Source organism: Anabaena sp. 90 (assembly GCF_000312705.1).
GTDB lineage: Bacteria > Cyanobacteriota > Cyanobacteriia > Cyanobacteriales > Nostocaceae > Dolichospermum > Dolichospermum lemmermannii.
Genome location: NC_019427.1, coordinates 3,658,272 through 3,671,082, shown reverse-complemented (window position 1 = coordinate 3,671,082; position 12,811 = coordinate 3,658,272). Strand labels below are relative to the sequence as shown.

The following is a 12,811-nucleotide window of genomic DNA, read 5'->3' as shown; positions in this document are numbered from 1 at the left end:
AACTTTTCACAAGAATGGCACTTTTACCTTTAACTAACGTCTATTGTCAAGCATATAGTAGTAAAGTTTAGTTACAAATACTAACGCTTAGTTAAAAACTATCCACTAGCGGAAACCTAATTTATGAAACGCTTACTTTCTGCCTTAGCTGTTACTAGCTGTTTATTAACAAGTTTTTCCGCTACAACTTGGGCGCAAAGCTTACCTGGTTTGACACTTTTTAGCGGTGTCAAAGCTGATAATCAACTGCCTTACCGCTTGGATTTTGGCGGACAAACCAATAGCACTGATCGTTATATACTAAGAGTTCCTGCCAAAAAAATGAAATTGGCAGTAGCTCAATTTGCCATTACCTATCCTGATTATTACAAGGGAAGTTTTGATACCAAAAGTGTTGAAGTCTTAGTTAAAGGCAAAAAAGTCCCCCTGTCTGAAGTGAAATGGGATAAGGAAGGCCGAGCGATTCAAATATTTCCCGAAGAACCAGTTCCAGCCGGTCAAAAAGTAGAGGTAGTCTTATCTAACGTTCAAAATCCGTCTTTTGGGGGAGTTTTCTATTTTAATTGTCAAGTGCTTTCCCCTGGAGATGTGCCATTATTGCGTTACCTCGGCTCATGGATTATCAGTATTACTTAAAAAGGGAACTGACAACGGACAACGAACAACTGACAACTGACAACGAACAACGGACAACGGACAACTGTACGGGCGAAGCATTTGGAGAACTATTTTTGGCAATGACCGATAATTTATCTTCCAAATGCTTCGCCCCTACTGACAACGGACAACGGACAACGGACAACGAACAACTGACAACTGACAACTGTACGGGCGAAGCATTTGGAGAACTATTTTTGGCAATGACCGATAATTTATCTTCCAAATGCTTCGCCCCTACTGACAACGGACAACGGACAACGAACAACTGACAACGAACAACGGACAACGGACAACTGTACGGGCGAAGCATTTGGAGAACTATTTTTGGCAATGACCGATAATTTATCTTCCAAATGCTTCGCCCCTACTGACAACGAACAACTGACAACTCCATCCAGAAATATGTTTTTGTTGCCTGTAAAGTGGTAAAATATCAGATTGTGACTTTTTATGAAAATCGCCTAAAAGGAGAACAGTATGCAAAGAACCCTGGGCGGCACTTGCCGTAAGAGAAAAAGAACATCTGGATTTCGCGCCAGAATGCGGACACCAGACGGCAGAAACGTGATTAGTGCTAGAAGAAAAAAAGGACGGCATCGTTTGAGCGTGTAGGGTAAAATTCAGCAATTAAGAACTGTTGTGGCTTTGCCCAAAGCATATCGTCTCAAATCCCGTCAGGATTTTCAGGCAGTTTTCCGGGAAGGAATTCGGCGACATAGTTCTCATTTCACTTTGAGAGCTTTAAAACCTACTCTTTTGACAGAACCTTCTTTGGATACTGCCCCCCCTGCCACAAAAATTGGTATCGCCATTAGTACAAAGGTCAGTAAACGCGCCGTTGTTCGTAACAAAATCAAAAGACAAATGACAGCAGCATTACATCAATTGCTACCTAAATTAGTCCCAGGATGGCGGCTAGTATTAATTGTGAAACCAACAACAACAGAATCTGAGTGCGAAACTCAGAAATTTCTGCAAGAATTAGAGCAGTTGTTGGCACAAACTGAGGTATTAAATGGGCATTCGTGAAGAAGTTTTTTATGAGGGTGGTCCCCACATTGGGGATTTAATTCTCAATCTGCTGATTGGACTGACAGTGGTGGGTATCCCCTTAGCTGTGGGGGCAATAGTCAGGGCTATATGGCTGCGCTTCCGGATCACAGATCGAAGGATATGTGTAACTGGCGGTTGGATGGGACGCGATCGCTTTGATGTAATTTATTCAGAAGTGGTAAAAGTTGTCAAAGTTCCCCGTGCCATCGGCCTATGGGGAGATATGGCAATCACTCTCAAAAATGGTACTCTCATCGAAATGCGGGCTGTTCCCAATTTTCGGGGAGTCTATGACTACATTAACGAAAAAGTTGCTGCTAAAAATCCCCAATATAGCAGTTCTAAATAAGTCATTTGTCCAGAGCGGCAACATTCAGATTTTTAGATAATGTGCGGCTATCCGTAGCTTCCCTCGCTGGCGTAGCTTGTGGATAGTCACAGCAATGCTTAACAAAAACCTCTACAATATAGAGCAAAAGCTTGGGAGAGAACCCCCTCTAGTCAGAGGATAGGCTCAACTAAGCATCCCATTCCTCACCGGGGTGGGAGTGTCAAAGTACCGCAGGTTGAATTCAGAATAATGGATTTTGGTATCGGGTTTCTCTCGAACAACGTGATGTTGCCAATCATAGACCTTTTCTATGGTTTTGTCCCTAGCTATGGGTTGGCGATAGTAGCCTTAACATTGATTATCCGCTTTGCACTCTATCCCCTGAGTGCCGGTTCTATCCGTAGTATGCGACGGATGAAAGTCGTGCAACCGCTGATGCAAAAGCGCATGGCAGAAATCAAAGAACGCTATAAAGACGATCAGCAAAAGCAACAAGAGGAAATGCTCAAGGTCCAAAATGAATTTGGTAATCCCTTAGCAGGATGTCTCCCTCTACTTTTGCAGATGCCAGTATTACTAGCACTGTTTGCCACTTTGCGGGGGTCGCCTTTTTCCGGCGTTAACTATTCCGTTAATCTGCAAATCTTCCCTCAAGAACAAATTGAGCGCATTCAACCCCAAGCCTTTGCCACTTCTCCGCAAAATATTTATATTGCTGATGGAGAACATACTCCCATTTCTGCCATCTTACCAGGCGGTAATAAGTTAACAGTGGGAGAAAAAACTAAGATTCAATATCAAACCGTAGAAGGTAAATCATTTGATTCCCTCTTAGTAGAACACCCAGAAGCTAAGTTAACTCCTCAATGGAAAATCATGAAAGGGGAAGAGAGGGTCAAAATTGATGCCCAAGGCAATATAGAGGCTCTAGAACCCGGAGACGTGACCATTCAAGGCACAATTCCCGGACTAGCCGCAGAGAAAGGATTTCTCTTTATTGATGCTTTGGGTCGAGTCGGAGCTATTGATGCCGATAACACAGTCCACTGGGATATTGTGGGGATGATTGTCTTCTTTGGTATCAGCCTTTATGTGAGCCAAATGCTGTCTGGACAAAATTCCAGCGGTGGCAACCCTCAGCAAGATACAGTAAATAAAATTACCCCTGTGCTGTTTTCTGGGATGTTTTTATTCTTTCCTCTACCGGCTGGAGTTCTCATGTATATGGTAATTGGTAACGTTTTCCAAACCGTCCAAACCTATATTCTCTCCCGTGAACCTCTACCAGAAGAAATTCAAAAAATCGTAGATTTACAAGAGAAAGAAGCCCAAACTATCGAAGTAAAAGCGTTGCCATTTGAACCCAAAAGTTCTAAGAAAAAGGCTAATGGTTGATTATGAGCGACATTTCTATGCAAAGTAGTGAACAATGGTTACAGAATTTGCTACTTCTGACTGGTGTATCTACCCAAGTACGGGCTAATTTAGAAACTACCCCATCTTCTGAGCAAGATGTCCCAGCAGGAGCAAGCTACTGGTTGACAATAGATCAAACTAATTTAACATCAGAACAAATTAGGATTTTAATTGGTGCTGGTGGTTCGGTGCTAGACGGAATTCAGTATCTAGCAAATTCCGTTCTCAACTTAAACCAACCAGAAGACAATCAAACGGCTTACACGGTTGAATTAAGTGGTTATCGGGTGAGACGAGAATCTGAAATCCGCACTTTAGCCGAAACTGCTGCCGCAGAAGTCCGGTTTTCGGGCAGAGAGGTAGAACTTCAATCTCTCAGTTCTTCAGAACGTCGCCAAATCCACACGTTATTGCAGGAATTTTCTGATTTAGAAACCTTCAGTCGTGGTAAAGAACCTTATCGTTATTTAGTTGTTCGTCAAGCAGTTACACCATAATTAGGTAATAGGGAACAGGGAACAGACAAGAATATTACCAGTTACCCATTACCAATTACCAACTACCCATGCTCAATTTTAAGGGTATTTCACAAATCCTATGGACGCTATTTTTATTCCGCAGCTAACTAAAGCCCCGGAGCGGACAGAGGAAATTCAAGTTCAAGAGTTTCTGCCTGGACTAGAAACGTTGACACCAGTTCGCGGAGTTATCCAGGTTAAACATCAGGGTAATTATTTAGAAGTTTCATCTCAGGCAGAAACAATTGTTACCTGTACTTGCAACCGCTGTTTGCAGCAGTATAACCATCGTTTGGTTCTGAATACTCAGGAAGTTATTTGGTTAGACGAAACCGCTAATCAAACGGAAGATTTGCCTTTAGAAATGGAAGTCGCTGTAGAGGATTTACTGGAAACTTTAGCACCTGATGGTCATTTTGATCCCAGTGAATGGCTCTATCAGCAGATGTGTTTAGCATTACCTCAGCGTCAATTATGCAATGTTAATTGTCCGGGTATTTTAAATACTGCTGTTTCTGAACCACCTACGGATAGCCGTTGGGCTTTATTAGATGCGTTGAAAAAGCAACTTCCAGATAATTAGTAAATTTACTATTTGGTGTGTTATGGCTTAATTCTTTATGGCTCGGTAAAAGCTGTTAATACTCTCTCAAGCTCCTCAAGGATTTTTCATCTTTGTGGAGTTTTTAATTACAGAGAAATTTTGTATAAGTCCTAATTAGGACTTGACAATTTACTCTCATTTTGAGAGAATAGGGCAGGTGGCAAGCACAAACACAAGAATACACAAGCACAAACACAAGAATACACAAGCACAAACAAGGAGTCAAGCTATGTACACCAATCAATATTATTTCAAACCCCAAATATATTATGCACTTAATTTCAATTCGCAACCTCCGCGAAGAAGCAGCAAAGTACCCTGATATCAAAAAACAAATTGAGAGTTGGTATGCAACTGTTAAAAAAGCAGAATGGCAAAATTTAGAAGATGTCCGCAAGAATTACCGAGATGCTGAAGCTGTTGGTAATTTCACTGTTTTTAATATTAAAGGTAATGATTATCGTTTAATTGTCGGGATTAATTATGAAACAAAAAAGGTTCACTACAAATACTTGTTGACTCACGCCGAATACAATAAAGATAAATGGAAAAATGACTATTACTTTTGACGATAAAACTTATAGTCAATTATTAGCTGAAATAGCTCCTCAAGTAATTGAAACTGAAGCAGAGTATGAACGGCTTTTAAAAGTTGCAGAATTTCTAACTTTTAAAAAGAATCTTACTCCAGAGGAGCGAGTTTTAGATAAATTGCTAGTCAAACTAATTGAAGATTATGAGGAAGAAAATTATCCAATGGATGAATCTACACCTCATGATATATTGCTACATATCATGGAATCTAGCGGAATTCGTCAAGCTGACTTAGTACGTATTCTTGGTTCTAGCAGCGGTGTAGTTTCAGAGGTTGTCAACGGTAAACGTTCAATTAGTAAAGCACAAGCTAAAGCCTTGGGAGAATATTTTAAAGTGTCTCCTAGTTTATTTATTTAGAGTGCGGTTTTTCAAAAATTTACAGAATTTTTGTCTGATAGCGTAGCGTGGCGTTAGCCATATCAGGATATCCAGGATTTAAGGATTTACAGGATTGTTATTGGTATCTTATTCAAGAATAGTAAGATATTAAGAATAACAAATTAAGAAAAATAATATCTTGTAAATCCCTAAATACCTAAATTATCAAAATCCTGATATCAACAAAAAAATAAAGAATAACATCCTGAAAATCCTTAAATTCTGGATATCCTGATATGGCTAACGCCACGCTACGCTATCAGACAAATTGATTAATTCTTTGCCAAACACTTTCTAATAAATCAGGATTATTCATGTCAACATATTCAAGATCAGGAGATTGTCTAAACCAAGTTCGTTGACGTTTGGCGAATTGTCTGGTATGTAAAACAATTAATTCTTTAGCTTCATCTAAAGCAAGTTCACCAGTTAAATATTGCTTGATTTCTTGATATCCTAATGTATTTAATAAAGATAAATCAGTACCATATTTTTGACAAAGATATTCAACTTCACCAACTAAACCATCAGCTATCATTTGTTCAGTGCGGTTGCGAATTCTCACATCTAAATGTTCGGCATCAGAATCTAAACAAATTTGTAAAATTGGATAATTCGGAGGATTTTCTCCTTGTTGTTCAGAAATGGGAATACCAGTTGTATAGTAAACCTCCAAAGCTCTTAAAGTTCGCACCAAATCGTTAGCATGAATTTTTTGAGCAGCGATCGCATCAACTTGTCGCAATATCTGGTAAAGTTGAATTTGCCCAAGAGATTCTAATTGCGATCGCAATTCTGGCTGTGGTGCAACTCGGGGAATCTTCATTCCTTGCACAATGGAACGAATATATAAACCAGTCCCTCCAACTAACAACAGTGTTTCAACTCCCAAACTAGCAATTAAAGCTTGTGCTTGTTCCTGATAATCTGCTAATGTCATTATTTCAGTTGGTTCACAGATATCTATCAAATAATGGGGAACTGATTTTTGTTCAATCACATTTGGTTTAGCTGTACCAATATCAAACTCACGATACACTTGACGAGAATCCGCACTAAGAATTACAGTATTTAATCTCCTCGCTAAACTCAAAGCCAAACCAGATTTACCCGTCGCTGTTGCCCCACAAATTACAATTAATTTAGTCATTAGTCAGTTGTCAGTTGTTCGTTGTCAGTTGTTAGTAGGGGCGAAGCATTTGGAAGATAAATTATCGGTCATTGCCAAAAATAGTTCTCCAAATGCTTCGCCCGTACAGTTGTCAGTTGTTAGTAGGGGCGAAGCATTTGGAAGATAAATTATCGGTCATTGCCAAAAATAGTTCTCCAAATGCTTCGCCCGTACAGTTGTCAGTTGTTCGTTGTCAGTGGGGAAAAGAACGAAAAATAGGGAATTTTCTTGCCAATTATCACTAGTACATCACGGCGTAAATAAAGCAACCATATTCAATCGCCAAAAAGCCTACTGTATATTAGTTTTGACTTTTGACTTTTGACTTTTGACTTCCGCCCTGCGGTACTAGGGTGATAACCCCTATATAAACTTCTCATTAAATTGCGCTACAGACGGCAGGAAGGCTTTTGTGATATACTATTGGGGTGATTTAACTTTTTTCGCCTTTTGGCGATATTAACCCCAAGCATCAGGAGAATTTTCATGACGAGCAGTTACAGTGCCGATCAGATTCAAGTTCTGGAAGGTCTGGAAGCCGTCCGCAAACGACCAGGGATGTACATTGGTACTACAGGTCCGCGAGGACTCCACCATTTAGTTTACGAGGTAGTGGACAACTCTGTTGATGAAGCTTTAGCTGGTCACTGTACCCATGTTGAAGTGGATATCAATGCTGATGGTTCTGTGACAGTAACAGATGATGGTCGGGGTATTCCCGTAGACATCCACCCAAAAACCGGGAAATCAGCTTTAGAAACAGTGTTAACTGTTCTCCACGCTGGTGGTAAGTTTGGTGGTGGTGGCTACAAAGTTTCCGGTGGTTTACACGGGGTGGGTATTTCCGTTGTTAACGCCCTGTCTGAGTTTGTAGAAGTTACGGTTTGGCGTGATCACAAGGTACATAACCAGCGATATGAACGCAGTTTCGCCGTTACGGAATTGGTCGCAACGCCTTATGAAGAAGATAGAACGGGTACTTCTATTACCTTCAAGCCAGATACACAAATTTTTACCACCAGCATAGAATTTGATTACATTACTTTATCAGGTCGTTTGCGCGAGTTGGCGTATTTGAATGCAGGTGTCAGAATTATTTTTACGGATCATCGTTTAGAAATCCTGAAAAGCGACACACCGAGAATAGAAACTTACGAATATAAAGGCGGTATTAAGGAATATATCGCCTACATGAATCGTGAAAAGCAACCACTTCATGAAGAAATTATCTATGTGCAAGGGGAACGTAACAACGTCCAGGTAGAAGTTTCTTTGCAGTGGTGTACGGATGCTTACACAGATAATGTCCTCGGCTTTGCTAATAATATTCGGACTATTGATGGTGGTACGCACTTAGAAGGTTTAAAGGCAGTTTTAACTCGGACATTAAATGCCACCGCTCGCAAACGCAATAAAATTAAAGAAGGTGAATCTAACCTCAGTGGTGAACACGTTCGTGAAGGTTTAACGGCTGTAATTTCTGTTAAAGTCCCTGATCCTGAATTTGAAGGACAAACTAAAACTAAACTGGGAAATACTGAAGTTCGCGGGATTGTTGATTCTTTCGTGGGTGAAGTTCTCACTGAATATCTAGACTTTCATCCCGCGATCGCTGATGCTATTTTAGATAAAGCTATCCAAGCGTTTAAAGCTGCTGAAGCTGCCCGTCATGCGCGGGAATTAGTCCGTCGGAAATCAGTATTAGAATCTTCTCCTCTACCTGGTAAATTAGCAGATTGTAGCTCTCGTGACCCTGCCGAGTCTGAAATATACATCGTGGAAGGCGATTCTGCTGGTGGCTGTTTTCATGGTGATACATTAGTAGCATTAGTTGATGGGCGATCGCTCAGTTTTAAAGAAATCGTCGCCGAACAAGCAATCGGCAAAGAGCATTTTTGCTACACCATTCGTAATGATGGCACTATTGGGGTAGAACGGATTATTAACCCCCGCATGACTAAAGCCAATGCTGAAGTCATTAAGGTAACATTAGATAATGGCGAAACAATTGTTTGCACACCGGATCATCGCTTCATGTTACGCGATGGCAGCTACAAGCAAGCTGCATTTTTAACCCCTGATGATTCCCTCATGCCCCTATATCAGCAAATATCTGATATAAACAATCCAGGGATTACCATTAATGGTTATGAAATGGTTTGGAATCCCCGTTCTGATTCTTGGTTGTTCACCCATACCTTAGCGGATTGGTATAACCGTTATTTAGGTGTTTATCAGCTAACAGACGGAGAACATTGCCATCATATTGATTTCAACAAACGCAATAACAATCCTACCAATTTACAGCGGTTATCGGTTGAGTCCCACTTAGCTTTGCATCGCGCTCATATTGAAAAAACATTACATCGTCAAGATGTAATTGAAAAGAGCCGGAAAACTCGTCAAGGTAAAGAATTTCGTGCCAAGATGAGTCAAAGAATGCAGCAGCCGGAAACGCAGCAAATTTTGTCAGCACAAGCTAAGGAACAATGGCAAGATGAAGCTTATCAAAGCTATATGCTGGGCAAATGGAGAGAGTTTTATGACAATAACGAAACTTATCGTCAGGAAAACCATGAACGCCTCAATCAAGCACAGCAAGACTATTGGAGTGATGAAGCCAACCGTTTAGCCCAATCCCAAAGAGTTAGCACCTATTTTGCGAATAATCCCCAAGCCCGTGAAACTCAATCAGTTTTGGCTAAGGAACAATGGGAAAATGAAGCTTTATTGACATGGCGGCGAGAAAAAACACAGCAACAATGGACACCTGAATTTCGCGCCCAACGTCATGCTACTTTGCAGCAAACCTACTATCGCAAAACTATTACTGTCCTCAAGCAGATTGAAGTTGAGCAAGGTAAGCTTGATTTAGAAGCTTATAATACTTACCGTCAACAGACAAAAGACAAGTCTTTATTACGGTTTGATAGTTTTTGTCAACGTTACTTTGATGGTAATCCAGCATTAGCTTATGAAGCTGTTGCTAATTACAATCACCGCATTGTCAGTATTGAACGTTTAGCAGAACAGGTAGACGTTTACGATATCGAAGTTCCGCAAACACATAACTTCGCTTTGTCCAGTGGTGTATTTGTTCACAATAGCGCCAAGCAGGGACGCGATCGCCGCACCCAAGCAATTCTGCCCTTGCGTGGTAAAATCCTCAACATCGAAAAAACCGACGACTCTAAAATCTATAAAAATAACGAAATTCAATCGTTAATTACTGCACTCGGTTTAGGTGTAAAAGGTGAAGAATTTAATGCTGGACAATTACGATATCATCACATAGTCTTGATGACCGATGCTGACGTAGATGGAGCGCACATCCGCACGTTGTTGTTGACTTTCTTCTATCGTTATCAACGGGCATTGATTGAACAAGGTTTCATCTATATTGCTTGTCCTCCACTGTACAAAGTAGAACGAGGAAAAAATTATCAGTATTGTTACAGCGAACGGGAATTGCAACAGCATCTAGGTACTCTTCCCAGCAATGCTAACTATACCATTCAACGTTTTAAAGGTTTGGGAGAAATGATGCCAGAACAACTGTGGACAACCACCATGAATCCAGAAACCCGTACCCTCAAACGAGTGGAAATTGAAGACGCAGCCGAAGCTGATCGGATTTTTACCATCTTAATGGGCGATCGCGTCGCACCAAGACGGGAATTCATTGAAACTTATGGTTCTAAACTGAATATGACAGATTTAGATATCTAAGGTAATGGGTAATGGGGAATTGGTAATTAAGTTTCTACCTCCCCCGTTCCCTGTTCCCTGTTCCCATAACTTTTTCACTAAAAATCACAAATTTTCTCCACAAATAGGGAAAGCATTTGCTATGCTTAGAAAGCGCAACTAGATATTATCTACAAAGCAAAGATTGGTAAGCATACACAAAACTTTTCATAACCAGATGACAGCCGCTTTCTTAAAATCAGAAGTATTCAGAATCACAATTGGCATACGCAAAATTACTTAAATAGATCATTAGGTAACTTTAGCAACAATATTATTTATCACCTGATTAAAATATCGTTGTATACAATAGGAACAGTTTGTCAAGTTGCACAGGGTAGAAATCTCAACTCTGCGCTAATGTGTGAATAAGGCTAAATTGAGAGAAATCTCAATTCATCTTTTACCCAGCTAAAAATATGCCATAACTTTAACTCCTTAGTTCAGGTTCTTGGTATAGCATATACAAGGGTTAGTTCCTGGAAACAAAAACCAATCACTAGCGCCAAAGTGAATATGTCCAATTAGTTCAACCAGAACTAATTTCTGTAAACAATTACCCGTCCTCGGGTGAAGTTACAACAGAACATAAATACTATTTGTGCGGTTGGGAACAATTTGTGTAAGTTTTATAAAAGTGTGCCTACCTTTTAATTTAATGAGAATGCCACTGTCAAACCAAAAAGTTTTCAACAAGATTTAATGGTATCACCACCATTTTTAATGTCTTTTTGATAAAGGTGGCTTAATCTTAGTAAATGAGTTCATAAATAATGCACAAAAAGAGGGCAATTTTTGTGAAACAGGCTACAATTGGAACAGTATTTACAGTTAAATTTGCCAAATGTCATATACTTGTATCTCCATCAGGAAACTTTTTGAAAAAAAATGGATCTAGGCTATAGATTTGCTCAATCAAAAGTGACATGGGGAATTACCAAGAATGACAATTTAAAAAGCGAGCAATTCACTAAAAAGTGATATTTGCCACTTTTACTAAACCATCCTGCATAAAACAGGAAAAAAATCACCGAAAATATTTTGAGGGTAATCAGCCAAACCCTAATTTTCGGTTTTAGAGATTACTTAATGCCAAAAGTAATCAAAATGTCTTGAGTAACTGATTCTGCAAGGAGCATGAGGAACGCGGCATGAACCAGGCTAACAACGTACTCGATAATATTTATCAGCCTGACCTAGAAATGATAAATCCGCCTGAGATCGAATTACAAGCACTCTTAATAGAAGAACAAGAGGACTTATTGCTGACTGATGACGGCGAAATTGATGATTTTTTAGAGCCTCAGTCTGATGAGGACGACGCAAAGTCTGGAAAAGCCGCTAAATCGCGTCGTCGGACACCAATTGCCAAGAAAAAGCACTACACCGAAGATTCCATTCGTTTGTATTTGCAAGAAATTGGGCGGATTCGTTTGTTACGCGCAGACGAAGAAATTGAATTAGCGCGGAAAATTGCTGAATTACTGGAACTAGAACGAGCGAGGGAAAGGCTTTGTGAACGCCTAGAACGCGATCCTAGAGACAGTGAATGGGCAGCAGAAGTATCCTTACCATTACCGACCTTTCGTTATCGGCTGCACGTTGGCCGCAGAGCGAAGGACAAAATGGTACAATCTAACCTGCGGCTTGTAGTTTCCATTGCCAAAAAATACATGAATCGGGGCTTGTCCTTCCAAGACTTGATTCAAGAGGGTAGTTTGGGTTTGATTCGTGCCGCTGAAAAGTTTGATCACGAAAAAGGCTATAAGTTTTCTACCTACGCTACATGGTGGATACGTCAAGCAATTACAAGAGCGATCGCTGATCAGTCCCGCACTATCCGTTTACCGGTTCATCTCTACGAAACCATTTCTCGGATTAAGAAAACTACCAAACTCCTCTCCCAAGAAATGGGACGCAAACCCACAGAAGAAGAAATTGCAACTCGTATGGAAATGACCATCGAGAAACTGCGGTTTATTGCCAAATCTGCCCAGTTACCAATTTCCTTAGAAACACCTATCGGTAAAGAAGAAGATTCCCGTTTAGGTGATTTTATCGAATCTGATGGCGAAACACCAGAAGATCAAGTTTCTAAGAACCTGCTGCGGGAAGACCTAGAAAAAGTCCTAGATAGTCTCAGTCCCCGTGAAAGAGACGTTCTCCGACTTCGCTATGGTTTAGATGATGGTCGCATGAAAACTCTGGAAGAAATCGGCCAGATTTTCAATGTTACCCGCGAACGCATTCGCCAAATCGAAGCTAAAGCACTCCGTAAACTACGCCATCCTAATCGGAATAGTGTACTGAAAGAGTATATTCGTTAATTGTTAGGG

At 40.3% G+C, this 12,811-nt stretch carries 16 protein-coding genes; 13 read left to right on the top strand and 3 right to left on the bottom strand.

Annotation, left to right across the window (positions count from 1 at the left end):
• Positions 1-123 precede the first annotated feature (123 nt).
• Positions 124-636 carry a DUF2808 domain-containing protein gene (locus ANA_RS15925; RefSeq protein WP_015081068.1) on the top strand — a complete coding sequence of 171 codons (513 nt, stop codon included), beginning with the start codon at positions 124-126 and terminating at the stop codon, positions 634-636.
• Here ANA_RS15925 and ANA_RS28570 read toward each other — a convergent pair.
• Together ANA_RS28570 and ANA_RS26660 are read right to left on the bottom strand one after the other, a co-directional pair.
• Positions 629-925 (bottom strand): hypothetical protein, encoded by a 297-nt coding sequence (locus ANA_RS28570; protein WP_371260410.1) that lies wholly within the window; start codon positions 923-925, stop codon positions 629-631. The genes ANA_RS15925 and ANA_RS28570 overlap by 8 nt on opposite strands.
• On the bottom strand, positions 873-1,034 hold the full coding sequence (locus ANA_RS26660; RefSeq protein WP_158310543.1) for a hypothetical protein: 162 nt from the start codon (positions 1,032-1,034) through the stop codon (positions 873-875). The genes ANA_RS28570 and ANA_RS26660 overlap by 53 nt, the downstream gene beginning before the upstream one ends.
• Positions 1,035-1,137: 103 nt before the next feature.
• Here ANA_RS26660 and rpmH point away from each other — a divergent pair, with 103 nt between their 5' ends.
• From rpmH to ANA_RS15885, 8 genes are all read left to right on the top strand, one after another.
• Positions 1,138-1,272 carry a 50S ribosomal protein L34 gene (rpmH, locus tag ANA_RS24800; RefSeq protein WP_015081067.1) on the top strand — a complete coding sequence of 45 codons (135 nt, stop codon included), beginning with the start codon at positions 1,138-1,140 and terminating at the stop codon, positions 1,270-1,272.
• A 27-nt stretch (positions 1,273-1,299) separates the two neighbouring features.
• The gene (rnpA, locus tag ANA_RS15915) at positions 1,300-1,689 is read left to right on the top strand and encodes a ribonuclease P protein component (RefSeq protein ID WP_015081066.1); all 390 of its coding nucleotides are present in this window, start codon (positions 1,300-1,302) and stop codon (positions 1,687-1,689) included.
• A complete protein-coding gene (locus ANA_RS15910) occupies positions 1,676-2,062 on the top strand; it encodes a PH domain-containing protein (RefSeq protein WP_015081065.1) in 387 nt (128 codons plus the stop codon). The genes rnpA and ANA_RS15910 overlap by 14 nt, the downstream gene beginning before the upstream one ends.
• A gap of 231 nt (positions 2,063-2,293) precedes the next feature.
• Positions 2,294-3,439: a membrane protein insertase YidC gene (gene yidC, locus ANA_RS15905; RefSeq protein ID WP_015081064.1), complete on the top strand. Its 1,146-nt coding sequence runs from the start codon at positions 2,294-2,296 to the stop codon at positions 3,437-3,439.
• 2 nt (positions 3,440-3,441) lie between these two features.
• Positions 3,442-3,957 carry a Jag family protein gene (locus tag ANA_RS15900; RefSeq protein ID WP_015081063.1) on the top strand — a complete coding sequence of 172 codons (516 nt, stop codon included), beginning with the start codon at positions 3,442-3,444 and terminating at the stop codon, positions 3,955-3,957.
• A 100-nt stretch (positions 3,958-4,057) separates the two neighbouring features.
• On the top strand, positions 4,058-4,561 hold the full coding sequence (locus ANA_RS15895; protein WP_015081062.1) for a YceD family protein: 504 nt from the start codon (positions 4,058-4,060) through the stop codon (positions 4,559-4,561).
• Between the two features lie 290 nt (positions 4,562-4,851).
• Positions 4,852-5,151 carry a type II toxin-antitoxin system HigB family toxin gene (locus tag ANA_RS15890; protein ID WP_015081061.1) on the top strand — a complete coding sequence of 100 codons (300 nt, stop codon included), beginning with the start codon at positions 4,852-4,854 and terminating at the stop codon, positions 5,149-5,151.
• A complete protein-coding gene (locus ANA_RS15885) occupies positions 5,135-5,536 on the top strand; it encodes a helix-turn-helix domain-containing protein (protein WP_015081060.1) in 402 nt (133 codons plus the stop codon). The genes ANA_RS15890 and ANA_RS15885 overlap by 17 nt, the downstream gene beginning before the upstream one ends.
• A gap of 280 nt (positions 5,537-5,816) precedes the next feature.
• Here ANA_RS15885 and miaA read toward each other — a convergent pair whose 3' ends face one another.
• A complete protein-coding gene (gene miaA / locus ANA_RS15880) occupies positions 5,817-6,707 on the bottom strand; it encodes a tRNA (adenosine(37)-N6)-dimethylallyltransferase MiaA (protein ID WP_015081059.1) in 891 nt (296 codons plus the stop codon).
• Between the two features lie 7 nt (positions 6,708-6,714).
• On the opposite strand from miaA, the gene ANA_RS27770 reads away from it, so the two are divergent.
• From ANA_RS27770 to rpoD, 4 genes are all read left to right on the top strand, one after another.
• Positions 6,715-6,855, top strand: a complete 141-nt coding sequence (locus ANA_RS27770) for a hypothetical protein (protein WP_235081862.1) — start codon at positions 6,715-6,717, stop codon at positions 6,853-6,855.
• A complete protein-coding gene (locus tag ANA_RS24795) occupies positions 6,800-6,973 on the top strand; it encodes a hypothetical protein (RefSeq protein WP_015081058.1) in 174 nt (57 codons plus the stop codon). The genes ANA_RS27770 and ANA_RS24795 overlap by 56 nt, the downstream gene beginning before the upstream one ends.
• Before the next feature lie 241 nt (positions 6,974-7,214).
• A complete protein-coding gene (gyrB, locus tag ANA_RS15875; protein ID WP_015081057.1) occupies positions 7,215-10,457 on the top strand; it encodes a DNA topoisomerase (ATP-hydrolyzing) subunit B in 3,243 nt (1,080 codons plus the stop codon).
• Between the two features lie 1,169 nt (positions 10,458-11,626).
• Positions 11,627-12,802 carry an RNA polymerase sigma factor RpoD gene (rpoD, locus tag ANA_RS15870; protein WP_015081056.1) on the top strand — a complete coding sequence of 392 codons (1,176 nt, stop codon included), beginning with the start codon at positions 11,627-11,629 and terminating at the stop codon, positions 12,800-12,802.
• Positions 12,803-12,811: the final 9 nt, after the last annotated feature.